The 24,327-nt window shown below is 60.7% G+C and carries 21 protein-coding genes; 11 read left to right on the top strand and 10 right to left on the bottom strand.

Features of this window, described 5'->3' with window-relative positions; translation table 11 throughout:
* Window positions 1-33 precede the first annotated feature (33 nt).
* Entirely contained in the window at window positions 34-792 is a 759-nt protein-coding gene (locus V1T76_RS04185; RefSeq protein WP_330559347.1) for an SDR family NAD(P)-dependent oxidoreductase, read from the bottom strand.
* Window positions 793-917: 125 nt separating this feature from the next.
* Between V1T76_RS04185 and V1T76_RS04180 the strand changes: the two genes are divergently transcribed.
* Window positions 918-1,160, top strand: a complete 243-nt coding sequence (locus V1T76_RS04180; protein ID WP_330559346.1) for a (2Fe-2S)-binding protein — start codon at window positions 918-920, stop codon at window positions 1,158-1,160.
* Window positions 1,161-1,272: 112 nt separating this feature from the next.
* A complete protein-coding gene (bfr, locus tag V1T76_RS04175; protein WP_330559345.1) occupies window positions 1,273-1,758 on the top strand; it encodes a bacterioferritin in 486 nt (161 codons plus the stop codon).
* 307 nt (window positions 1,759-2,065) lie between these two features.
* On the opposite strand, the gene V1T76_RS04170 is transcribed toward bfr, so the two are convergent.
* From V1T76_RS04170 to V1T76_RS04155, 4 genes are all read right to left on the bottom strand, one after another.
* Window positions 2,066-2,743, bottom strand: a complete 678-nt coding sequence (locus V1T76_RS04170; protein ID WP_330559344.1) for an ATP-binding cassette domain-containing protein — start codon at window positions 2,741-2,743, stop codon at window positions 2,066-2,068.
* A gap of 8 nt (window positions 2,744-2,751) precedes the next feature.
* Complete coding sequence (locus tag V1T76_RS04165) at window positions 2,752-4,455, bottom strand: ABC transporter permease (protein ID WP_330559343.1); 1,704 nt, start codon at window positions 4,453-4,455, stop codon at window positions 2,752-2,754.
* A 10-nt stretch (window positions 4,456-4,465) separates the two neighbouring features.
* Window positions 4,466-5,689, bottom strand: coding sequence for an ABC transporter substrate-binding protein (locus V1T76_RS04160; protein ID WP_330559342.1), 1,224 nt, complete (start codon window positions 5,687-5,689; stop codon window positions 4,466-4,468).
* Window positions 5,690-5,809: 120 nt separating this feature from the next.
* Window positions 5,810-6,265 (bottom strand): winged helix-turn-helix transcriptional regulator, encoded by a 456-nt coding sequence (locus V1T76_RS04155; RefSeq protein WP_006934117.1) that lies wholly within the window; start codon window positions 6,263-6,265, stop codon window positions 5,810-5,812.
* Between the two features lie 140 nt (window positions 6,266-6,405).
* Here V1T76_RS04155 and putA point away from each other — a divergent pair, with 140 nt between their 5' ends.
* Window positions 6,406-9,546 (top strand): bifunctional proline dehydrogenase/L-glutamate gamma-semialdehyde dehydrogenase PutA, encoded by a 3,141-nt coding sequence (gene putA / locus V1T76_RS04150; RefSeq protein WP_330559341.1) that lies wholly within the window; start codon window positions 6,406-6,408, stop codon window positions 9,544-9,546.
* Window positions 9,547-10,066: 520 nt separating this feature from the next.
* On the opposite strand, the gene V1T76_RS04145 is transcribed toward putA, so the two are convergent.
* From V1T76_RS04145 to V1T76_RS04125, 5 genes are all read right to left on the bottom strand, one after another.
* The gene (locus V1T76_RS04145; protein WP_330559340.1) at window positions 10,067-10,951 is read right to left on the bottom strand and encodes a hypothetical protein; all 885 of its coding nucleotides are present in this window, start codon (window positions 10,949-10,951) and stop codon (window positions 10,067-10,069) included.
* A gap of 105 nt (window positions 10,952-11,056) precedes the next feature.
* Window positions 11,057-13,528 carry an ATP-dependent helicase HrpB gene (gene hrpB / locus V1T76_RS04140; protein ID WP_330559339.1) on the bottom strand — a complete coding sequence of 824 codons (2,472 nt, stop codon included), beginning with the start codon at window positions 13,526-13,528 and terminating at the stop codon, window positions 11,057-11,059.
* Between the two features lie 11 nt (window positions 13,529-13,539).
* Entirely contained in the window at window positions 13,540-14,580 is a 1,041-nt protein-coding gene (locus V1T76_RS04135; RefSeq protein ID WP_330559338.1) for an ROK family protein, read from the bottom strand.
* A complete protein-coding gene (locus V1T76_RS04130) occupies window positions 14,577-15,008 on the bottom strand; it encodes a methylglyoxal synthase (protein ID WP_006934126.1) in 432 nt (143 codons plus the stop codon). Before V1T76_RS04130 ends, V1T76_RS04135 begins: the two co-directional genes overlap by 4 nt.
* A gap of 295 nt (window positions 15,009-15,303) precedes the next feature.
* Window positions 15,304-16,038: a DUF1194 domain-containing protein gene (locus V1T76_RS04125; RefSeq protein ID WP_330559337.1), complete on the bottom strand. Its 735-nt coding sequence runs from the start codon at window positions 16,036-16,038 to the stop codon at window positions 15,304-15,306.
* Window positions 16,039-16,445: 407 nt separating this feature from the next.
* Between V1T76_RS04125 and V1T76_RS04120 the strand changes: the two genes are divergently transcribed.
* From V1T76_RS04120 to V1T76_RS04085, 8 genes are all read left to right on the top strand, one after another.
* Window positions 16,446-17,027, top strand: coding sequence for a hypothetical protein (locus tag V1T76_RS04120; protein WP_330559336.1), 582 nt, complete (start codon window positions 16,446-16,448; stop codon window positions 17,025-17,027).
* A 59-nt stretch (window positions 17,028-17,086) separates the two neighbouring features.
* Entirely contained in the window at window positions 17,087-18,070 is a 984-nt protein-coding gene (locus V1T76_RS04115; RefSeq protein ID WP_330559335.1) for a sugar-binding transcriptional regulator, read from the top strand.
* Between the two features lie 68 nt (window positions 18,071-18,138).
* Window positions 18,139-19,140 carry a BMP family lipoprotein gene (locus V1T76_RS04110; protein WP_330559334.1) on the top strand — a complete coding sequence of 334 codons (1,002 nt, stop codon included), beginning with the start codon at window positions 18,139-18,141 and terminating at the stop codon, window positions 19,138-19,140.
* 85 nt (window positions 19,141-19,225) lie between these two features.
* Window positions 19,226-20,218: a BMP family lipoprotein gene (locus tag V1T76_RS04105; protein WP_330559333.1), complete on the top strand. Its 993-nt coding sequence runs from the start codon at window positions 19,226-19,228 to the stop codon at window positions 20,216-20,218.
* Between the two features lie 72 nt (window positions 20,219-20,290).
* The gene (locus V1T76_RS04100) at window positions 20,291-21,847 is read left to right on the top strand and encodes an ABC transporter ATP-binding protein (protein WP_330559332.1); all 1,557 of its coding nucleotides are present in this window, start codon (window positions 20,291-20,293) and stop codon (window positions 21,845-21,847) included.
* Window positions 21,844-22,950 carry an ABC transporter permease gene (locus V1T76_RS04095; protein WP_330559331.1) on the top strand — a complete coding sequence of 369 codons (1,107 nt, stop codon included), beginning with the start codon at window positions 21,844-21,846 and terminating at the stop codon, window positions 22,948-22,950. The genes V1T76_RS04100 and V1T76_RS04095 overlap by 4 nt, the downstream gene beginning before the upstream one ends.
* Before the next feature lie 2 nt (window positions 22,951-22,952).
* Window positions 22,953-23,921, top strand: coding sequence for an ABC transporter permease (locus V1T76_RS04090; RefSeq protein ID WP_330559330.1), 969 nt, complete (start codon window positions 22,953-22,955; stop codon window positions 23,919-23,921).
* Window positions 23,918-24,316 carry a cytidine deaminase gene (locus tag V1T76_RS04085; RefSeq protein WP_006934135.1) on the top strand — a complete coding sequence of 133 codons (399 nt, stop codon included), beginning with the start codon at window positions 23,918-23,920 and terminating at the stop codon, window positions 24,314-24,316. Before V1T76_RS04090 ends, V1T76_RS04085 begins: the two co-directional genes overlap by 4 nt.
* Window positions 24,317-24,327: the final 11 nt, after the last annotated feature.

Below are 24,327 nucleotides of genomic sequence, written 5' to 3'. Positions count from 1 at the left end.
CGGGCTCAAAGAAAAACAGGTCGTATAGCCGATCTATACATGCTGTCCGCCGTTGATGTGGATTTCTGCACCACTAACGTAAGAAGACTTTTCCGAGCACAGGTAATAGATCGTGTCGGCGACTTCGTCCGGCAGGCCGAGGCGGCGCAGCGGAATGTCTTCGATCATCTTTTCCGTCCCTGGCGACAGGATGGATGTATCGATCTCGCCGGGGGCGATGGCGTTGACACGAATGCCGTGTGGCCCGAAGTCAGCCGCCATTTCCCGGGTCAGCGCCGCAAGCGCGGCCTTGGAGGTGGAGTAGGCGGTGCCGGCGAACGGATGCACGCGCATGCCGGCGATCGACGTGACGTTGACGACGGATCCCTTGGCGTTCTTCAGCTCCTTGAAAAGGCCACGGCCCAGAAGGATGGGTGCGAAGAAGTTGACCTGAAAGACGTTGCGCCACTCGTGCATGGGCGTTGTCAGCGAATCAAGCCGCTCCCCGTCGGTCCCTTTCGGGCTGATGCCGGCGTTGTTGACCAGTGCGTTGAGACGCGAACCGTTCGGCTCCAGCCGTTTGCGGATTTCCTGCGTGGCATAGCCCAGGTTTTCCGGATCGGACAGATCCACCTGGATATGATCCTCCGGGCCCATCGGCCAGGGACACTTGTCGGAAAACGCCTGCCGGGAACAAGTGATCACCCGCCAGCCTTCCGCGGAAAACCGCTTGACGGTGGCGTGTCCGATACCGCGGCTCGCACCTGTCAGCACGAGTGTCGGACGCTCGTCGGGTATACCCTGGCCGGTCATGTTATTTCCCTGCTGGCACGCAAAAGTCGTGGAAAAAGTTGACTCTTGCATTCGAGTTTCGTTATTGCGCTGGAATTCGTCAATGCCAATATGTTCGCATATGAGGACGCGCGCCGGATCCTACAATGATCATTTGCTCCTGTAACGTACTGTCTGACAAGCAACTTCGCGAAGCCGCGAAAGAAATGCGTGCAGACCCGAATGGCAAGGTGCCAACGCCCGGAGCTGTGTTCCGTCATCTGGGTTGCCGGCCGCGCTGCGGAAGCTGCTTTCCGTCAGTCATTGACATCATTCACGAAAAAAGTTCTGAAGAGCAACCGCAGCCGGAAGAGTCGCCCGCTCCGTTGAAGCAGGCCGCGAACCGCTAGAAGAGACCGGCACTTGCTTCGGAAAAGGCATGCGCCGGCACACAGATTTCGATCAGCTCCGGGCCTGCTCGCTTGATGAGTGGCCCCTGGTTGATCTCATAAGGAGAGGGTCATGAAGGGCGAAGCGCGCGTAATCGAGTATCTCAACAAGGCCCTGCGGCACGAGTTGACAGCGGTCAACCAGTATTGGGTCCATGCCCGGCTTCTGGCCGACTGGGGTTTCAGCAAGTTGGCCGACAAGGAACTGGCGGAAGCTGACGAGGAGCGCCAGCACGCCCAGGACCTGATGGACCGGATCATCTTCCTGGAAGGTCTGCCCAATCTTCAGACGCTTGATCCGCTGCGCATCGGCCAGTCGGTTAAGGAATGCCTGGAAGGCGATCTTGCCGCCGAATACGTTGCGCGCGCTCTTTATCACGAAGCGCGCGAAGTCTGTCGCGAGCTTGGCGACTATGTCTCCATGGCACTGTTTGAACAGCTCCTGAGCGATGAGGAAAGCCACATCGATTTCCTCGAAACCCAGCTAGACCTGATCGAACGGATCGGCATCGACAACTACTCCCTGCTGCAGGCGAAGTCCGCGGACACCGCCGAATAAGCTAAGCACCAGGATTCGCAAGCCCGATGTTCCCCTGCCGTCGTCGGAGCCAATCCGGGAACGGCAGGGATGTATTGTCTGTCCCCAAGAGCGTAGGCACTTGCATCTATGTGACCTGCTTGTCTGGTACGACATCCAGATCATCTTTCCGGTGTCATCCCGGACGAGCGAAGCGCAGATCTAAAGCCCACTCGCGGGGCCGGATCCCGACGTAAGCTTCGTTTTCCCCAAAGCGTTCCACTAGCCTACGCTCACAGGGCGTGAAGAAAGTAGACTTGGCTGTATCAGATAGACAGCACGCCAAACTTCAGGCGCAGCCGTTGCCCGGTCCGCTCTCATCGAGAACATGAACCTTGCCGCCAGCCGCGACCGCGTCCTCCTCGTCATGCGTGACCAGAAGCACCGGCAATCCCTTTTGTCTCGCCGCATCGAAGACCAGCGCGCGGATGTCCGCACGCCGGGCCGTGTCGAGACTTGAGAAAGGTTCGTCCAGCAACAGCGCGTGCGGTTCGGCGAGAAGGGTTCGCATAAGCGCGACCCGGGTTTGCTGACCGCCGGACAGGGTCGCAGGGTCTCGGCTACCGAACCCGGCAAGCCCGGCATCGTCAAGCGCCTGTTGCGCCAGGTCCCGCCGGATCGACCTCTTTCGGACGCTTGCGGGAATGGCAAACATCAGGTTCTGCAAGACCGACATATGCGGAAACAAAAGCGGTGACTGGAACATCAGGCCGATGTGCCGCTCTTGCGGATTAAGGGGCGTGAGATCCTGCCCGTCCAGCAGGATCTTGCCGCTTGCCTGAAAGTCCGGTCGCAGGAAACCGGCAATGAAATCGAGCAGGCTGGATTTGCCGCTGCCGCTTTCCCCCATGACGGTAAGCACCGTTCCGGGCTCTATCCGGCAGTCGATCTCAAGCAGCAGCGCTTCGCCCAGGTGCAGGGCGACATTCTGAAGAACAAGGCCGGTTGTCTGTCCATCGGTGCGCATCGGCGGACTCACCTTTCCAGCCGCATTGCAGCCCGGTTGCGGTGAAGCAGGGCCGGCAGCAGTGCGGCCAGCACAAAGCCCATCAGCGGAACGCCAAGCTGCAGCAGGGCCAGCAAGGCGGCGGACTGCCGGCTGCCTCCACTCGCAAGCGCGACGCTTTCGGTGGTGACCGTGACAATCCGGCCCGCACCGATCATCAGGGTTGGCAGATACTGGCCGACGGAGACCGCGGCTGCGACGGCAAGCGTTACCAGCACAGGCCGCAGCAGCAACGGCAAACGGATCTGCCAGAAGATGCGGGCACGGGACGCGCCAATGGCGGCGGCCGCTTTGGCATAGCGTGGATCGAGGCGGGCCCAGGGATCGCTCAGGGCAAGGAAGGCGTATGGCAAGACAAAAACCAGGTGGGCCAGCAGAACGGCGGTGAAGGTGCCGCTGAAATCAGCCGACAGGAACAGCAACTGCAAACCGAACAGAAAACTGATCTGCGGCAGCAGCAGCGGCAGGAAGACAAGTGTCTTGAGACCGCGGGAAGAGGATGTCTTGCGGTGATCGCGATCTTCCAGCAGCCACAGGGTGAGGGCGGTCGCGACAAGAGCGGAGGCCGATGCCAGAGCGACCGTCGTGCCGAGAAGACCCAGGCTCATGCCGAGCGAGTCGAACATTCGCATGACATTCCAGGCCTGAGGAAGAACGGCAGGAAACCACCACGAGCGAGCTGCGGACCACAGGCCGAGAAGCATGAGAGACAGGACCATGGCCGCAATGATGGTGACCATCACCAGAAGTCCGCCATATCTGGCGGCGCGCTCGCGCAAGTGACGATGTCCTGTGACGAGACGGCGCCTGGAGGCAGCCGCAATCAGTCTTTCGCCAGCCAGATAGGTTCCGAGCGCAACCGCGCTGACGGCAAGTTGCAACAAGGCTCCGGCGGATGCCATCAGGCGGTAGGCCAGATCCGGATCGTTCATCCAGCTCACGAGGCGCGGGGCAAGCGGGGCGGGTGTCGTCGGCCCGAGGATGGCGGCAACATCGACAACGGATGTGGCATAGGCGATCACCGCCAGAACCGGCAGCCGGATCAGCGGGTAGATCTGCGGCAGTACGATTGTGAAGAAGGTTGCAACACGGCCATAGCCAAGACTGGCCCCTGCCTTGAAATATTCCTGGATCTGAGGACGGTTGAGCGCGGCGAGTGTCATCAGGAACAGAAAAGGCACTTCCTTGGCGACAAGGCCCATGGTCATGGCAATGCCGAGCGGATCGTTGAGGATCAGAACATCCGGCGGCCGGGTCCAGCCGGTCGCCCACGGCGACACCAGCCGAACCAGAAATCCGGAAGGCGCGATAAGAAAGGCAAGTCCGATGGCTGCTGCCGCGTGCGGTACGGACAGCAGCGGCGACAGAAACCGTGTCAGGCGTCGGAACGTCCTCGTGCCGGACCAGCCCGCCACGAACAGCAGCACGATCGCCAAAGAAAGGACGGAGGCCGTGAGGCCCGTGGCAAGGCTGAGCCAGACCGAAGTCATCAGGCCTGGTTGGTGGAAAAGCTGCCGGATTGGTTCAACGGATAATCCGGTGCGGCCCAGCGCCGGCAAGTAACCGAAGGCGGGCAGGAGAGTACCCGCAAGGCCGGCAAGCACCGGCCCGGCCAGTAACACCGATACCAGGATGACCGGTACGGCAGGACCCGCTCTCGGCTTCGTCGTCACGTCCTCCGGCTCACTCGGCGCCGTAGCGGGCGGTCCAGGCCTCTTCCAGTGCGCTGACCCAGCTCGGGTGAGGTTCGGGCAGCACCGGGCCGAGCTGTTCGGGTGTGAGGGTTGCCGGTCCAAGGTCGAGTGTGTCGAAGAGAACCTTCTCGGTTTCAGGCAGCCCGGCGACGTTCAGCACGGTCGGATCTCCCCAGATGTCGGGATCCTGTTTGCGGGCCTGTGCCGCAGGCGACAGAAGGAAATTGGCAAAGACCTTGGCCCCCGCCTGGCTGGAACTGTTGAACGGGATCGCAACGAAGTGGGTGTTGCCGATGGTGCCGCCGTCCAGAACGAAGGAGCGCACACTGCGCGGCAGTTCGCCGTTGGCAATGGCGCTTGAGGCATCGGACGGATTGAAGGAAAATGCGATGTCCAGCTCCCCGTCTGCCAGGAGCTGACGCATGTGCGCGGCGTCCTTCGGGAAGGCGCGGCCCTGACGCCAGAGCGCGCCATGCAATTCGTCCAGATAGGCAAACAGTGGCGCGGTCATTTCTGCGAAGCGCGCTTCGTCCACCGGCTTCGTCAGGGCAGCCTTGTCGGGAACCGTGCTGACGAGAACCTGCTTCAGGAAGGTCGTGCCATAGAAGTTGGGCGGTTGGGGATAGGCGAAGCGGCCCGGATGCGCCTTGGCGTAGCTCAGGAGCCCGTCAAGCGTTGCAGGCGGCGTGTCGAGGCGCGCGCTGTCATACATGAACACGAGCTTGGCCATGCCCCACGGGCTTTCCTGGCCATCCGTCGGAACGGTGAAGTCCTGAACGACGGTCGGCTTGTTCTCCACGTCGACGTAGCGCCAGTTCGGCAAGGACTGCACCCATCCCGGGGCCGCCAGCAGGTCCTGTTCCTTCATGGCCGCAAAGTTCTCGCCGTTGATCCAGACAAGATCGACGGCACCGCCACTGGTTTTGCCGACCGATTTTTCTGCAAGAACCTGCGAGACGACAGAACCCGTGTCGCTGACCTTTACCTGAAGCACGCGAACGTCAAAAGTGTTCGCGACTTCCCTTGCGGCCCAGGCGATATAGGCGTTGATACGCGGTTCACCACCCCAGGCATGAAAATAGACGGTCTCGCCTTTGGCATCGTCCAGGACGGCCTGCCACGCCGGATCAGTGGCAGCTTCCTGTGCTGGAGAAGCAACCGGTGCCAAGAGTGCTCCGAGAAGGCCAAGCGTTGCGGCAAGCGTGCGTTTCATCAGAATTTCCCCTGTTGCGGATCGTGTCCGATCTCCGTTCCCTCGCGCAAGGCGCATTGCGCGGTCAAGACAAGGCTTTGTGAACGAGGAGTGTTCGGGCTTGTGTGGTCGTGCAGGAAATTACACCGGCAGGATATGCGTGTCCTTGATCTCTTCCATCACGGCATAAGTATGCGTTTCACGTACACCCGGTAGAGCCAACACGACATCTGACAGAAAGGCCCGATAGGCTTCCATATCCTTGACGCGGCTTTTCATGAGATAGTCGAAGCCGCCTGCCACCATGTGACATTCCATGATATCGGTCGACCGCTCGACGGCAACCTTGAAAGCGTCGAAAATCTCCGGGGATGTGCGGTCGAGACGGATTTCGACGAAGACCAGCAAGCCCCGGTCCACCATCTTCGGATTGAGGCTGGCGGAGAAATGTTCGATGTAACCTTCCCGCACCAGCCGCTTCATGCGTTCGGCCGTCGCGGTTGCCGAAAGATGCACCCGTTCGGCAAGGTCCGTGTTGGTGATACGGCCGTCTTGCTGGAGAACCTTCAGAATCCGCCGATCTGTAGCGTCAAGCATGGATAATTTCCCTATAAAAACGAGATTACTAGAGAAATACACGGAGAATGGGCCAAAAAACAGCGAAAAGCGGTCTTTGATTCAAGATATTTTGGGGGATCTAGTGACCCGGCCCCGCGGGGCCCCTTTGGGAGGTTCTCATGACCGCAACCGTTGCAGCCATGAAGACAGTCAATTCGACCGAACTCGAGCCGTTTCGCCCGGCATATGCCCCCGATGACAAAACGCTTGTCGAAGCGCTTCTGAAGGAAGCCAACACCGACCCGGTGGTGGAGAAGCTGATCGATCAGCGTGCCCGCGGTTATATTCAGGACATGCGGTCGGTCCAGGTGGGTCTCGGCGGCGTGGAAGACTTCATGCGCGAATTCGGCCTGACCACCCGCGAAGGCCTGGCCATGATGGTGTTGGCAGAAGCGCTGCTGCGCGTTCCGGATGCCAAGACCGCCGACAAGCTGATTGAGGACAAGCTGGCGGCCGCCCGCTTCGACGATCCCTCAGGCCCGAAATCCGACACCTGGCTTGTCTCCGCTTCTTCCTGGGCGCTGGGCGTCACCTCCCGTCTGCTGCACCCGGGCGACACGCCCCAGTCGATCCTGTCCAGCCTCGTCAAGCGCATGGGCATGCCGACCGTGCGTATGGCGACCCGAAAGGCAATGCGCCTGCTCGGTCATCAGTTCGTTCTCGGTGAAACCATCCAGAAGGCTCTGGAGCGCGCCAGGACCCAGGAAGCGAAGGGCTATCGCTATTCCTACGACATGCTGGGTGAAGGCGCACGCACCCAGAAGGATGCAGAGCGTTACTTCCAGTCCTATGCCAAGGCGATTGCTGCCATCGGCAAGGCCGCAGGCGACAAGCAATTGCCGGATCGTCCGGGCATTTCGGTGAAGCTTTCCGCGCTGCATCCGCGCTATCAGGCTGTCAACGGCGAGCGCGTGCGCGACGAGCTTCTGCCGAAGTTGCGCGAACTGGCGCAGATGGCCAAGGACCACAACCTCAACTTCACCGTCGATGCCGAAGAAGCCGACCGGCTGGAGATCTCTCTGGATATCATTGCGGCCATGCTGACCGATCCGGTCACCGAAGGCTGGGACGGTTTTGGCCTTGCGGTTCAGGCCTATCAGAAGCGCGGCATTCACGTGATCGACTGGCTCGTCAACGCAGCCCGCAAGACCAACCGCAAACTGATGGTCCGCCTCGTCAAGGGCGCCTATTGGGATACGGAAATCAAGCACGCTCAGGAAGGCGGGGCCGAAGGTTATCCGGTGTTCTCGCGCAAGGCGGCAACGGATTTGTCGTACCTGTGCTGTGCCAAGCGCATGCTGGCGGCGCGTGATGTGCTTTACCCGCAATTCGCCACACACAACGCACTGACCGTCGCACAGATCATCGAACTGTCCGGCAGCAAGGTTGAAGGTTACGAGTTCCAGCGCCTCCATGGCATGGGCGAGAGCCTCTACAAGTCTGTTGTCGAGCGTGACGGCTTTCCGTGCCGGATCTACGCCCCGGTCGGCGGTCACAAGGACCTCTTGGCCTATCTCGTGCGCCGTCTTCTGGAAAACGGTGCCAACTCCTCTTTCGTCACGATCGTGGGGGATGCTTCCGTACCGGTCGAAAAGATGCTCAAGCGGCCGAAAGAGCTGCTGGACAACGGCCACCATGCCGTCAACCGCTCGATCCCGCTGCCGAAGGACCTTTACGGCGACAGCCGCCGCAATTCCGATGGCGTGGAGTTCGGTCATGCGGCGGAGCGCAACCTGCTGATATCCGGCATGGCCAAGACCACGGCTCCCTTCACCGATGCTGCCCCACTGGGCGCCGGGTTGAAACCGTCGGGCGACGCAAATCCGGTGTTTGCCCCGATGGACGGCACCACCAAGGTCGGCACGGTGCGTTTCGCGGACAGCGAGACGGCACGCCTTGCTGTCGAAAATGCCCAGAAGGGGTTCGAGAAATGGTCGCGCAGACCGGTTGAAGAGCGCGCGGCCGCCATCGACAAGGTTGGCGATCTGCTGGAGGCAAACCGGGACCGCCTGATGACGATCCTCTCCATGGAAGCCGGCAAGTGTCTGACCGATGGCATTGCCGAAATCCGTGAGGCGGTAGACTTCTGCCGTTACTACGCAGCCGAAGCCAGAAACCTGTTCGGCGAAGGCAGGCTTATGCCAGGACCGACAGGCGAGGAAAACCGTTACCGCTATCGGGGCCGCGGCGTCTTCGTCTGTATTTCGCCGTGGAACTTCCCGCTGGCGATCTTCCTCGGCCAGATCAGCGCCGCCCTGATGGCGGGCAATGCCGTTGTGGCCAAGCCTGCGGAACAGACACCGCTGATCGCTTATGAAACAGCCAAGCTGATGTATCAGGCCGGTATCCCGGAAGATGTCTTTTACCTGCTCCCGGGTGAAGGCGATGTCGGTGCCGCGCTGACCTCGCATCCGGCCGTTGCCGGGGTGGCCTTTACCGGATCGACCGAAACTGCCTGGCTGATCAACGGCACGCTGGCTGCAAAGCGCGGCCCGATCGTACCGCTCATTGCAGAAACCGGTGGCATCAACGCGATGATTGTCGATGCGACGGCCCTGCCGGAACAGGTTTGCGATGACGTCATGATGTCCGCCTTCCGTTCCGCCGGTCAGCGCTGCTCGGCACTGCGTTTGCTTTATGTGCAGGAAGACGTCGCCGATCATCTGCTGGACATGCTGGAAGGCGCGGCCAGGGAACTCAGCCTGGGTGACCCGCGCCTGCCGTCCACCGATATTGGCCCGGTGATCGACGAGGAAGCACGCGACAACATTCTCTCCCATGTCGACGACATGAAGGAGAGCCAGAAACTGCGCTATGCCGGCAAGACGCCACACGGCAAGCTGGCCAATGGCTCCTGGGTTGCTCCGCACATCATAGAACTGGACAAGGCCGAGGCCCTGACGCGGGAAGTCTTCGGCCCGGTCCTGCATGTGGTCCGCTACAAGGCGGGCGACCTGGACAAGGTGCTGGAACAGATCGCGGGCACTGGCTACGGCCTGACGCTCGGCGTTCACAGCCGTATCGATGCAACGGTGAAGAAGGTCGTCGACCGGCTGTCCGTCGGCAACGTCTATGTCAACCGCAACACCATCGGCGCGGTCGTCGGCACCCAGCCCTTCGGCGGCTCCGGCCTGTCCGGCACCGGCCCCAAGGCCGGCGGCCCGGCCTACCTGTACCGCTTTGCCCTGGAACAGGTGGTCTCCATCAACACGGCCGCTGCCGGCGGTAACGCAAGCCTGGTGGCAGCCTCGGACGATTGAGGGGAAACGGGCCGTCGCGAAACCGCGTTCAACCTCTCCTGCGTCATGGCCGGAGGTGATCTACTGTTGCCTGGTTCAAAGAACCGGAAAGGGATTTCAAGCATGGGTCGGTTTTTTGATTGTCATCCTGGACGGAGCGAAGCGGAGATCCGGGATCCAGTATCTTCATGACTTAGCTTAGTTTGTCTATCGCCAGCCACACGGAATCCTGGGTCCCGGTCTTGACGCTACGCGCCAAACCGGGATGACAACCGAGAGAAGGAGGACCGTATCCCAGGCCCCTGAAGAGCGAATGTTTCGGAAAAAAGACAGCGAGTTAGCTCCAATCACTGAACTTAAACCGGACACCAATGGGCTCGACTATGGCATCCTCGACGCTTCATCAACAATGTGATGGTTTGTCGTTTCAACGAGTCCAGCACGGATTTCCGAATAAAGTTCGGCAATGACGGAGGGTAACGAGTCGGATAGTGAGCTCTCCGAGATAACGTTTGGCGGATAGCACCTGAGTGCCGCCGGTCTATCGGTCAGCCAGAAGGTCTTCGCACTCGTTCATTTCCCCGAGCAGCTTTGACAGGGACCTAGAGTCAAGCAAGGGAGCCTGGTTGAAGAAGATGCTGGCTGTGAACCGGTCGAATAGCCGGTCAAATGACGTCTGCAGGGATTGGCAGGCGCGAAAACGATCGACGATTTTCTGTTTCTCCGGCGAGTAAGGTCTCGGATTGGACATGATCGAATGGAGTTTGTAGAGGGGCCAGCGCTGCCCGATTTGCAGAGTCCAGAACAGTTTCCGCTGCAACAAGACCCACTCTGCCGGATCGGATCTGGCCTCCTTGAAAAAAACCGGATCGTCGAGTTTTCGCATGTCGAGAAGAGTGTTTTTCAGGCGGTCAAGATACTTTCGGTAAAGATCTGACGGCTGCTTCAGATTTTCAGGAGGATCTTCGCCCATCTGGTACCTGCAATCTTCGCGATTGCTCAAGAAACCGAAATAGGTCCGGGCAAGATACATCGGGTTCTGAATCTGACGATCAACATCCACCAAGGTCTCTGCAAACTTCGAAAGTTGCGAGACCGCATTTTCGCACATCCATAATGAGGCAAGCTGCGATTGTTTTCCTCCGGCAGGATGCATAGTCGCGCCTGACGCAAGGTCTCGTTCCAGCGCTTGTGTGTAGGAAGTCGAGATGGCGCTCAACTTGTTGCCGATCGATATGATTTTCCCCTTGAGGAGAACGTCCTCCAGGGACGGGTCGAGATCGAACAACTCGAGATGTAAAGGCTCGGCTTGCTCCAGCATTTCTGAAACGATTAGCTTCGCCTCGTCTTTCGTGACGAGACGTGTCGCTGCCGGTGCACCAGATGCCATAATCAGAAAAAAAACCAGGAAGGGAAGAGTTCTCATGAGGAGAAAATAACTTTAATCAGCAAGGCATTACACCTAGGTAACACCAGTCGATCATCAAGCACAATCAGAAATTGCTGGCTCTATAGTGAAAGGCTTTCTGCCTTAGCTCCCCCGCGGCTTAGCCCGTCTTGTGGCTTCGGCCTCGGTCGGGTCGTCCGGCCAGGGGTGCCTTGGGTAGCGGCCTTTCATGTCGGCTTTCACATCCGCCCAGGAACCCTGCCAGAAACCGGGGAGATCCTTGGTGATCTGGATCGGCCGTTGTGCCGGGGAGAGAAGTTCCAGGATCAGCGGCAGTCTGCCGTCGCAGACGCTCGGATGATCCTTGAGGCCGAAGAGTTCCTGCACGCGAATGGACAGCGTCGGACCTGCGGCAGCGCCATAGTCGATCGGCACCTTGCTGCCTGTCGGGGCCGTGAAGTGCGAGGGGGCAAGGCTGTCCAGCCGCGCAGATACATCGTAGGGCAGGAGCGCTGCAAGCGCGTTGCCCAGCACAGCTGTATCGATTGCAGCAAGGCTCGTGCAGCCGGAGAGATAGGGCTGCAGCCAGGATTCCAGTGTCTCCGTCAATGTGCCGTCGGAAAGGTCGGGCAGATCCTGCGCGCCGTTCTCAAGGGCATAGGCGACACGTTTCTTCAGGCGTTCCTGATCCTTGCTCCAGGGCAGGCGGGAGACGCCGCGACGGCGGATTTCGGCTATCAGGGCCCGTTCAACGGCTTCCGGATCCGCTGACTGAATCTGGACGGACTTCAGTTCGACCGCCTTGTAGCGGGTGACACGCCGTGCCTTCAGCGCACCATCGCCTGTCAACTGGACTTCATCCTGCTCGACAATGTCGGCAGCAAACAGAACCTCGATATCGGCCTTGGAGATCGGCGCGCAAAGCTGAATGCGCCCGCTTGCGGCCTTGCCCTGAATATCGGCGACGGTCAGGAAGGCTTCCCGGGAAAGGGCATGTTCCGCCTCCAACTCCGCGCCCCGGCCGTTTGCAAGGCGGAAGCGGCCGGTCTGCCCGCGTTGCTGGGCAACCCGGTCGGGATAGGCAAGGGTGAGCAGAAGTCCGGCGCTCTCCGGCTCAATCTCCTTGCCAGACCCGCCAGCCTGCTTCAGCCACCGTTCGGCCAACTGGCGGCCGTCTTTTACACGCTGGCTCTTGTCGTGACGCAAGGATTGCAAACGTGCACGCAGATCCGGATCCCGGCCGCCAAGGCCCGGTTCGGACAGCACAAGCGCGATCATGGCGGCGGTAAAGCCGAGATCGCGGGCAACGCCTTCGATCACCATATGTGCGAGGCGCGGATGCAGCGGGAGCCTGGCGAGGGCCTTGCCGTCTCCGGTCAGGCGTCCGTGGTCATCCAATGCATGCAGATCCTGCAGCAATGCCTTTGCTTCGGTCCAGGCGGCTTGCGGCGGCGGGTCGGCAAAGGCGAGAGCCTGCGGATCGAGCGTCCCCCAGGCCGCAAGGTCCAGCACCAGGCCGGTCAGATCCGCTTCCAGGATTTCCGGTGCTTCGGCCTGAGGCAGGGCCACGGTCTGCGCTTCGTCCCAGAGCCTGTAGCAGACACCGGGCTCTGTACGCCCGGCGCGGCCCCGGCGCTGATCGGCGGACGCGCGGGAAACACGCACGGTTTCCAGCCGGGTCAGCCCGGTCTGCGGCTCGTATTTCGGCACGCGCGCCAGACCGCTGTCGATGACGACACGCACACCTTCGATGGTCAGCGAGGTCTGGGCGATGGCACTCGCCAGCACGATCTTGCGGATGCCTGCATCGGCCGGCCGGATGGCTGCGTCCTGGGCCTTGGCGTCCAGACCACCGTAAAGCGGCGCCACCTGGCAATTGTCGGGAAGCTTTCCCTCCAGCATCTCGGCGGTACGGCGGATCTCGCCCTGACCGGGCAGAAACACCAGCATGGAACCTGTTTCTTCAGAAAGAGCCTGCCGGATGGCCCGCACCGTCTGCGATTCGATGCGCTCGTTCGGCGTTCGCCCCAGGTAACGCGTTTCGACAGGGTAGCTGCGGCCCGTGCTTTCGATCACCGGCGCGTCGCCGAGAAGGCGCGAAATGCCGGCGGCATCGAGCGTTGCGGACATCGGCAGCAGCCGCAGATCGTCGCGCAGCGCCGACTGCACATCCAGCGCAAGGGCCAGGCCAAGGTCGCCATCAAGCGAGCGTTCGTGAAATTCGTCAAAGAGAATGGCGGCAACGCCCGTCAGTTCCGGATCCTCAAGAATGAGCCGGGTGAAAACACCCTCCGTGATGACCTCGATGCGCGTGCGAGCACTTACCCTGGTCTCCATGCGCACCCGGTAGCCCACCGTCTCGCCCGGTTTCTCGCCCAGTTCACTCGCCATCCGGCGCGCGGCGGCACGCGCTGCCAGACGTCTTGGCTCCAGGACCAGGATCTTGCCATCCCCGCGCCAGGCTGCGTTCAAAAGGGCCAGCGGAACGCGGGTCGTCTTGCCCGCACCCGGTTCGGCAACCAGAACCGCATTGGAGCCTGCCTCAAGCGTTGCCAGAAGCTCCGGCAGGACACCGTCGATTGGCAGCGCGTCTGCAAAGGCGGGGACGGAGGACATGGGCGCCCGTGTCAGCTCGCGCCCGGTTCGGCACCTGCGATCCATTGCCTGCCCTGCATGTCCACCGCAAAGGCTTCCGGCGCGCGTGCGAAGGAGGCAAGGCCCTCCAGGGCCGGGTCCGGGTGACGGACGATGAAGGTCGGGATCTTGGCCATCAAGGCTTCATGGGGGGCCTTGGCCTCGAACGCCGCACGGAAGCCGCCATCGGTCAGAAACCGCGTGATCCGCGACGTGACGCCACCGGTCAGATAAACGCCGCCTCGTGCCAGAACCGTGAGCGCGAAATCGCCCGCCACGCGGCCAAGGGCCCGGGCGAAGACCTCCAGCGTTTTCACCGCAACCGGATCGTTGTCGTCTGCGGCCATGGTTATGCTGGCTGCGGTCTCGAAACGCCGGTCCGCTCCCATATAGGTGGCAACGCCGCGGGCAAGACGGGGCAGCCCGGTGCCGCTCAGGATCTGTTCTGCGCCCAGCCGTCCGCCGACAAGTTCGATATGCGGCCAGATGGCAACGTCTTCCGGCGTTACCGGGCCGAGTTCCACATGGCCACCTTCTCCGGGAACCGGGATCCAGGTCTGTGCGGCATAGATCATGGCCGCAGCACCGAGACCGGTGCCGGGGCCGAGCACGAACTTGGCGCTCTCACCCCGGATGGTTCCGGAGCCAACCTGTTCAATGTCGCCGCCGCTGTACCCGGGCAGGGCCAAAGCCTGCGCTTCGAAATCATTGAGAACGATGACTTCTTCCAGACCGAGATCAGCAATCATCTTCAACGGTTCGATGACCCAGGCCGCATTGGTCAGGGGTATCTTGTCACCGGTGACGGGACCGGCAACCGCGATGATTGCGGTGCGCGGCTTCGGTGTCGTTTCCGGAAGAACCACGTCGCGGATGGCGGAGGAAATGTCAGTGTGATCCGCCGTCGCCGTCTTGCCGCACATGCGGGTGGGCGCCTCTGCGTCGTCAACAAGAGCGAAACGGGCATTGGTGCCGCCGATGTCGGCCACCAGAACCGGATAGGCAAAGGATTTTGTGTTCTTGGAAAAACTCATGAGGACAGGGAGCCAACTTCAGGTGTCGCGGACGTGGTCTTGAGGCCCTGCAGGCGGGCGGAGCGCAGCAGGATATCCGCGGTCGACGGATTGAGGGCCATGGGCATGTCATAGACGACGGCAAGGCGCATCAGGGCCTTCACGTCGACATCATGCGGCATGGGCGACAGCGGGTCGACGAAGAACAGCAGGCCCTGCAGCTTGCCTTCGGCAATCATCGCGCCGATCTGCTGGTCGCCGCCGAGCGGACCGCTTTTCAGCCGCGTGACCTTGAGGGTAGGACAGGCTTCCAGAATGCGGCCACCGGTGGTGCCGGTGCTGACCAGATCGAAGACAGAGAGCTTGTCCTGGTGCCGTCTGGCGAACTCGACCATGGCGTCTTTTTTGGCGTCATGCGCGACAAGCGCAAGAGTGGGCGTTGCAGGCATCAAGGGTCCTCTGGGCTCTATGCAATCCGGATCGATTGAATAGCCGAAAGCTGATCGAAACCAAAGTCCCGGGAGGCCAGTTCGTGCACTGATGAAAACGGACGAAAAGACACCCTGGCCGGAAGCGACAGCAGAGGGAAAGTGTTTAGCCGTTCAAAGAGCTTTAGGCAAAGGAAGATGACGGGGCAGGCCCAGAAGCTGTTCCCTCCGGGAAGACTGCTGGCTGAAAGGAAAAGAAAAGGCCGCGTTCCGGACCGGAACGCGGCAGGCGATAAGGAGAATGGAGACGTGGCGGTCAGTCGAACAGATTGCAGCGAATTGGCTCGCGCCCGGCGACACGCTGGAAATACGGGTCGGGCTCCGGCAAGTGCAGCCCGGCGATTTCCATCACCAGCTTCATGCGGATCGCATCGGCGAACGCTTCCTGGCTGCGGACCGGAATGGCAAAGGAGCCTGGGCCGCCGATAACGCAATCCTCGTAATAGTGGTCGAGGTTGAGCATTGCCTGCCAGGTGTTCTTGTTCGATTTCATCATCAGCGGCAGACCGTTGATGGTTACGCCGGCCGCCACCATCCGGTCGCGCATGGCCGTCACCGAACCGCCCTGGTTGTTCGGGCCGTCACCGGAAATGTCAATCACGCGGCGCAGACCCTCATACTGGTTGTTCTGGACCAGAAACACTGACTTTTCGAGCGCCGAGGCAATGGAGGTTCGCTGGACCTGCCGAAGCGGGGCTTCAGCAATCTTGGAAGCAAAGTGAGCCGCAGACCCTGCATCCTGGATCACCGTCCAGTCGGCCACGATGAAATGCTCATCGACACCACCCCATTCCATGTAGGTCACGGCAACACGGCCGATCGGACCCACCTGAATGGCGTCGAGGAATTCCCTGGAGGTGAGAGCGGCGACATATCCGGCGCGCTGCACTTCCTGTTCCTCAGTATCCATGGATTGAGAGATATCGACGGCCAGGACGAGTTCGACGTCCACTTCATTGGCCGGATTGTAGCTGTATTGCGAAGATGCCATCAGTGCCGGACGGTAGTCTCGGGCTGAGGCGGGCGCGGCAAAAAGGAAAGCCACACAAATAAGTGGCAGTAATTTTGTAACCGTCGTTGCACAGTCTAGTCTTGTTATATCGAGACGCATGGTTCTTCTCCTTAAGTCAGCCTTTCGGCAGGATGGCCACGTCTCCCCTGTTTATTTTGTTGTTTAATTCCTTATCTTTCCGTTCCTCGTGATTCCTAACAAGGCGCTGGCTGAATGCCTTGGTTCAGCTTTGAAATTTACTTAGCAAGCTACATGCCAAACGTAGCGTAATATTCCCGAGCTGGCAAAAGTAATGTGCACGCAGTGCATGTTCTATCCACAGGCTCGGGATATGTTCCCGGCTTGCTAGGCAAATTTTTCAGCAATGGCTGAACGGTCAGCCTTACGTGAAAGTAAGGTGGTGTTTTGTCGAGGAAAATCAAACCGCCGGGACGGTCACATTTTCGCGCAAACCCGTGAGAAATTCTGGCGAGATTGCAGGTCGGTGTCCCGAAAAAGCAGTCAATTCAGTAGCTTTGACAGGGTCCTTGGTAATCTGTTTAAGCGGCCCTGTTCCGGCCGGCCATGCGCTGGTGTCTGGCAGATGCGGAAAATCCACCGGCAAAATTTGCCGCGCAGCTAGGCAAAATTTGCCGATCCTGTCCGAAAATTCCGCGGCCTTGGGCAGAAATTGCCGCCATTCAGGGGTGGTGTCTGATGCATATTGCTGCTCAGAAATGCAGCAACCAGCCAGAAAATTGGCAGTTTTTTTAGTTGACGGCAAAGGCAAGGCTGGTCATGATCTGAAGAAATTCTCACTTGGTGAAGAATTTTTCGGTAAGGCCTTCGCGGCCCCGGAAACAAAAGCTCCGAAAGAGAGCAGGGCACAGCCGGACCGTTGCGGTCAACCGCTTCGCATGGCTGAACAGGCGGGTATTGCATCCAGCGTGGTGCAATGCCGGAAAGCCGGGCGTTTTGAGAGTGGTTGAGCATCCTGTCCGCCGCGAGGCGTGTGCAGTGGCTCTGGAGGGGAAGGTTTCGACGCGGAATGCAGACTCGCGACGACGACTGGACATCGTATATGGCCATCCGGGCAGCGTGGCTGTCCTTTGTGGGCGGCCGTACCCAGGGGGAGATTGCCTCACAGCTTGGCGTGTCGCCTGCCAAGGTGCATCGCCTGATCGCTCATGCGCAAAAAGCCGGTTTCGTCAAATTCCAGGTCGATGGACGGCCGATGGAATGCCTTCAGCTTGAAAAGGAGCTGACGGAGCATTTCGGCCTGACCAATTGCATCATCGCGCCCGATCTTGGCGGCGGCGATGACGACAGCGCGCTCAGGGCCGTGGCGGTGTCCGCAGCACAGTTTCTCTCCGGCCTGCTCAGCGGCAACAATGTGACTCGCCTGGGCGTCGGCATGGGCCGCACGCTGACGGCGGCTGTCGAGGCCTTGCCCAAGGTCGCGCGAAGCGATCTGGAAATCATGTCGATCTGCGGATCGCTGACGCGCACGCTCGCCGCCAACCCCTATGACATCGTCCAGAAGATGCAGGAACGCACGGGCGGCATCGGCTACTATCTGCCGGTTCCCTATTTTGCCGAGAACCAGGACGAAAAGGCGATGTTCCTGACCCAGCGCAGCGTGCAGGACCTCATGGAGCGCGCGCGCCAGTCGGATGCCTTCCTCATCGGCATCGGCTCCGTCGAGAACGAGGGGCATCTTGTCCAGCGCGGCATGATTTCCAAAAAAGAACAGGAAGATTTGCTGTCGGGTGGCGCCGTCTGTGATTTGATGGGGCGCTTTCTGACGATCGAGGGAAAATTGGCCCCGGATCCGCTCGGCGACTGCGCCGTGGGTCTGCATTTCGATGAAGTGCGCGGGCGCCGTGTGATTGCGCTGGTAGGTGGGGAGAGCAAGGTGGAAGCCACGCTCGCGGCCCTGCGTACCGGTGTCATTACCGACCTTGTGGCAGACGAGACCCTTGCGAGGGCTCTGACGGCACGGGCCGGATTGCAGCTGGCACAGTCCGCATGATGCGGCTGGGTCACGAGGGGAAACGGGCCGGCCACAAGGCAGGCCCCCGCATGTCGGAGGACATATAAGTGAAAAAGCTTCTTACCATCGGCACCGCGCTTGCCGGCCTGGCCTTTACCGCCGTGGGCGCACTTGCAGCCGATATCAAGCCGGCAGTGCTTTACGATCTGGGCGGCCGTTTCGACAAGTCGTTCAACGAAGGCGCCTACAACGGCGCTGAAAAGTTTCAGGAAGACACCGGCGTCGAATACCGCGACTTCGAAATCCAGAACGACAGCCAGCGCGAACAGGCTCTGCGCAACTTCGCCAAGCGTGGCATGAACCCGATCGTCGCCATCGGCTTCTCCCAGGCCAATGCCGTGGAAAAAGTTGCCAAGGAATTCCCGGACACGCAGTTCGCGATCGTCGACATGGTCGTCGACCTGCCGAACGTGCGCTCCATCCTGTTCAAAGAGCAGGAAGGCTCCTACATCGTCGGCATGCTGGCCGCTATGGCGTCCGAAACCGGCAAGGTCGGCTTCGTCGGCGGCATGGACATTCCGCTGATCCGCAAGTTCTCCTGCGGCTACAAGCAGGGCGTGATGGCTGCAAACCCGAACGCCGAAGTGTTCGAGAACATGACCGGCACCACCGGCGCAGCCTGGAACGACCCGGTCAAGGGTGGCGAACTGGCCAAGTCCCAGTTCGACCGTGGCGCTGACGTCGTCTATCACGCTGCTGGCGGCACCGGCATCGGTGTTCTGCAGGCAGCCGCAGACGCAGGCAAGCTCGGCATCGGCGTGGACAGCAACCAGAACGGCCTGCATCCGGGCTCGGTTCTGACTTCCATGCTGAAGCGCGTTGACATCGCCGTCTACCAGGCGTTCGAAGACGCTGCCAACGATAGCTGGTCTTCCGGCTTCGAAGTGCTCGGCCTCAAGGAAGGCGGCGTCGACTGGGCGCTGGACGACAACAATGCCGAACTCGTCAACGACGAGATGAAAGCCAAGGTCGAAGAAGCGACACAGAAGATCATCTCCGGCGAGATTGAAGTTCACGACTACATGTCTGACCAGTCCTGCCCGATGTAAGGCAGTTTATTCGGACCTCCGCGCCCTCGCGTGCGGAGGTCCTCCTTTGTTTTTCTGCGTGCCCAACCCGTTTCCGGAGGCCAGGATGCTCCGTTTCACATCAGGCGTCATTGCCGCTGTCTGTGCTGCCTTCGTTGCGACAACGGCAAGTGCGGCCGAACCGGCCATCGTTTATTCCGTCGGCGGCAAGTTCGATGGCTCATTCAACGAAAGCGCCTTCGCAGGTGTCAAACGGTTTCAGGAACAGGGCGGCACCGTCCGGGAGTTCGAGTTGGAACGTGATGCGCAGAGCCTTCAGGCCTTGCGGAATTTCGCCAGCCGGGGCGCGTCGCCCGTGGTCGCAATCGGCTTTAACCAGGCCAATTCGCTTGGCCAGGTAGCGCCCAATTTCCCCGATACGGATTTTGCAATTGTAGACATGGTGGTCGATCAGCCGAACGTTCGTTCCTACGTCTTCAAGGAACATGAAGGCGCCTATATCGGCGGCCTGCTGGCAGGCATGGCCTCCAGAAGCGGCACCATCGGCTTTGTCGGCGGCATGGATATACCGATCATCCAGCGGTTCCTTTGCGGCTACAAGCAGGGCGCGCAAGCCGCTAGGGCGGATATCCGTGTTTTGTCCAACATGACGGGCGATACGCCGGCCGCCTTTGCCGATCCCGTTCGCGGCAGCGAGCTGGCCATTGGCCAGATCAACCAGGGCGCCGATGTGATCATTCAGGCAGCCGGGGGAACCGGCATCGGCGTTCTGCAGGCGGCGGCAGACAAGGGCGTGCTCGGCATGGGCACCGACAGCAATCAGAACGGCCTGCACCCGGGCAAGGTTCTGACCTCTATCCGCAAGCGCGTGGACAACGCCGTCTACGACAGCTTTCAGGCGGCGAAGGACGGGACCTTCGAACCCGGCATAAAGGTGCTGGGCGTCGCGGACGGCGGCATGGACTGGGTGCTGGACGAAAACAACGAGGACCTGATTACGCCGGACATGAAGGCTGCGGCGGATGCTGCCGTTGCCGCCATTTCCGACGGCAGCGTCAAGGTTCACGATGTCGTCACGGACGGAGCGTGTCCTTTCTGATCGGGACACCGCAAGGCAGCGGCGAGGGGCAATAACAATGACAAAGAAAAACAGTCACGCCTGGGGGAACGCATGAGCGATACGCCGGCAATCGAACTGCGCAAGATCAACAAGCGCTTTGGCCCGGTTCATGCCAACAAGGACATCGACCTTGTGGTCAAGAAGGGGTCCATCCACGGCATCATCGGCGAGAACGGGGCAGGTAAATCGACGCTCATGTCCATTCTCTACGGCTTTTATCAAGCCGACGAAGGTGACATCCTGGTCGATGGCAAGAAGGTCACCATTTCGGATTCCAAGGCTGCCATCGGCATGGGCATCGGCATGGTGCACCAGCACTTCATGCTGGTCGACAATTTCTCCGTTCTGGAAAACGTGGTGCTGGGCGCCGAGGACAGCGCGCTTCTGTCCGGCGGCATCAACCGTGCCCGCACCGAACTCAAGCGCCTGGAAGACGAATATGAACTGCGGGTCGATCCGGACGCCCTGATCCAGGATCTGCCGGTCGGTCTGCAGCAGCGGGTGGAGATCCTGAAGGCGCTCTACCGCAGCGCCGAGGTTCTGATCCTCGACGAGCCGACCGGCGTTCTGACACCGGCCGAAGCCGATCACCTGTTCAAGATCCTCGAAGTCCTGAAGAACGAAGGCAAGACGGTTCTCCTGATCACGCACAAGCTGCGCGAGATCATGGCGGCGACCGATACCGTATCTGTCATGCGCCGCGGCGAAATGGTGGCGACGCGCGAAACCGCAAACACCTCGATGGAAGAACTCGCCGAGCTGATGGTCGGTCGCAGCGTGCTGCTGCGCGTCGACAAGAAACCGGCGCAACCCAAAGCGCCGGTCATGGAGGTCGAGAACCTGACGGTCACCGACAGCCGCGGCGTTCAGGTTGTCAAGGACGTGTCGTTTACCGTGCGCGCGGGCGAGATCGTCGGCATTGCCGGTGTCTCCGGCAACGGCCAGTCGGAACTTCTGGAAACGCTCGCAGGCATTCGCCGCGCGACCAGAGGCACGCTGAAGATCAACGGCGAGACCATCGATCTGGGAACGAGCACGCTCGACGCTGCCGACATGCGGGCCAAGAACATGGGCCACGTGCCGGAAGACCGGCACCGCATGGGCCTCATCAATTCCTTCTCCGAATACGAGAATTCCATCCTCGGCTATCACCGCGATCCGGCCTATTCCAGGGGCCTTCTGATGGATCTTGCCGCCATCAAGAAGAATGCGGTGGCCGAGATCGAGAAATACGATATCCGCCCACCCAACCCGATGCTGAAGACGGCAAATTTCTCGGGTGGCAACCAGCAGAAGATTGTCCTGGCACGCGAAATCGAGCGTGACCCGGAAGTGCTTCTGGTCGGTCAGCCGACGCGAGGTGTCGACATCGGCGCCATCGAATTCATCCACCGCCGGATCGTGGAAATGCGCGATGCGGGCAAAGGCATTTTGCTGGTCTCTGTCGAACTCGATGAAATCCGCGCATTGTCCGACCGGGTGCTGGTGATGTTCGACGGCAAGATCGTCGGCGAACGCGGCGGCGATGCGGACGAAGGCGAACTTGGCCTGCTGATGGCCGGTGTGGAAGATAACAACAAGATGGCTGTTGAAGGAGGCGCCCGATGAGTGCCGGTCAGCTCCCGCGCTGGGTCGATTACGGCCTGATCCCGTTCCTGAACCTGGCCGCCGCCTTTCTGGTGTCGGGCCTCGTCGTTGTCCTGATCGGTGAAAACCCGCTGGATGCGGTGGAGCTCCTGGTCTGGGGTTCGGTTGGATATGGCGAAGGCATCGGCTTCACGCTGTTTTATGCCACCAACTTCATCTTCACCGGCCTTGCCGTGGCCGTCGCCTTCCATGCCGGGTTGTTCAACATCGGCGGCGAGGGGCAGGCCTATATCGGCGGGCTCGGGGTCGCCTTTGCCTGTCTGGCGCTGGACAATATCGTACCGTGGTACGTCACCCTGCCATTTGCCATCATCGGCTCGGCGCTGATGGGGGCGGCCTGGGCGTTCATTCCGGCCTGGCTGCAGGCCACCCGGGGCAGTCACGTGGTGATCACCACCATCATGTTCAACTTCATCGCCTCGTCGCTGATGGTCTATCTGCTCAACAACGCGTTGAAGAAACCGGGATCGATGCAGCCGGAAACGCGGACCTTCGAAGCTGGTGGCCGTCTGCCGTTCCTGAACGACATCTTCCCGTCGTTCGGCTTCGGTTATGCCCCGGTCAACCTGTCGCTCTTCGTCGCGCTGGCAGCCTGTGTGCTGGTCTGGTTCCTGATCTGGCGCACCAAACTGGGCTTCGAGATCCGCTCGTTCGGCGCCAATGCCACGGCGGCGGTCTATGCCGGTATCTCGCCGGTGCGTACAATCGTCATCACCATGCTCATCTCCGGCGGTCTGGCCGGCATGATGGCAATCAACGAAATCATGGGGTCGCAGCACCGGCTGCTGATCGACTTCGTGACCGGCTACGGCTTCGTCGGCATCGCCGTCGCGCTCATGGGCCGCGCGCATCCGGTCGGCATCGTTCTGGCATCGATCCTGTTCGGCATGCTCTATCAGGGCGGCGCGGAGCTGTCGTTCGAAATGCCGAACATCACGCGAGACATGATCATCGTGATCCAGGGCCTCGTGATCCTGTTCGCCGGTGCGCTTGAGCACATGTTCCGTCCGGCCATCGTCAAGCTGTTCACGCCCTCCCGGGCTCTTGCCGCGAAGGAGGCGTGATCATGTTCGAGATCGTGATCCTGACACTCGATTCCACCGTCCGCCTGTCGACACCGCTGCTGCTGGCCTGTCTGGCGGGGCTCTATTCGGAACGCTCCGGCGTGGTCGATATCGGCCTGGAAGGAAAGATGCTCGGTGCCGCCTTCGGCGCGGGTGCGGTGGCTTACATGACCGGCAATGCCTGGCTCGGTCTACTGGCGGGCATGGCGGTTTCCATCGGCCTGGCGCTGATCCACGGCTTTGCCTCCATCACCAACCGCGGCAACCAGATCGTTTCCGGTGTCGCCATCAACTTCCTGGCCGCGGGCCTGACCGCGCTGCTCGGCCAGACCTGGTTCCGACAGGGTGGCCGTACGCCCTCACTGCCGGAAGGCGGACGGTTCCGGGACATCATCCTTCCCTACGCGGAGGAACTGCGCGACGTTCCGGTCATCGGCGGCCTCTACAGCGAGCTGCTGTCCGGCCATAACATTCTGGTCTATGCGGCCTTCCTGGCCGTCCCGCTGACCTGGTGGGTGTTGTTCCGTACCCGTTTCGGTCTGCGCCTGCGTGCGGTCGGGGAAAACCCGGCGGCTGTCGATACGGCCGGTATTTCGGTCACCTGGCTTCGCTATCGGGCGGTGATCGCCTGTGGTGCGCTGTGCGGTGTTGCCGGAGCTTATCTCTCCATCGCCCAGTCCTCGGGCTTCATCAAGGACATGACGGCAGGCAAGGGCTTCATTGCGCTTGCGGCGCTGATTTTCGCCAAGTGGAAACCGGCCAACGCCATGTTTGCCTGCCTGTTGTTCGGCTTCCTCGACGCGGTCGCCATCCGGATGCAGGGCCAGAAATTGCCCGGTATCGGCGAAATTCCCGTGCAGTTCTTCCAGGCTCTGCCCTATATTCTCACCGTGATCCTGCTTGCAGGCTTCATCGGCAAGGCAATCCCGCCCAAGGCGGCTGGCATTCCGTATCTCAAGGAGCGTTCATGAGCGATCTGGACGCGTTGTTCGAAGCCGCAAAAGCGGTTCGTGAAAACGCATATGCACCCTATTCCAACTTCCTGGTCGGCGCCGCCTTGCGCGCACCGGACGGCACCGTTTTCACCGGCTGCAATGTAGAGAACGCGTCCTATCCGGTGAGCGTCTGTGCGGAAGGCGGGGCGGTCAGCGCCATGATCGCGGCCGGTTATCGCGAAATCGCGGAGGCCGTCGTCATTGGCGATGCGGCCCTGTGCACGCCCTGCGGTATGTGCCGCCAGCGTCTGAAGGAATTCGGCACGGACGAACTGGTTGTCCATGTCGCGGATCTCGACGGCATCCGGCGCAGCTTTACGATGGATGAGCTGCTGCCTGCCGCCTTCGAACTGGAATACACGTCAAAATAAGAAGGACTGAC

The organism is Roseibium sp. FZY0029, assembly GCF_036350355.1.
In the GTDB taxonomy this organism is placed as follows: domain Bacteria; phylum Pseudomonadota; class Alphaproteobacteria; order Rhizobiales; family Stappiaceae; genus Roseibium.
Note: the sequence above shows the minus strand (reverse complement) of the source record. Positions and strands in the feature narration are given on the sequence as shown.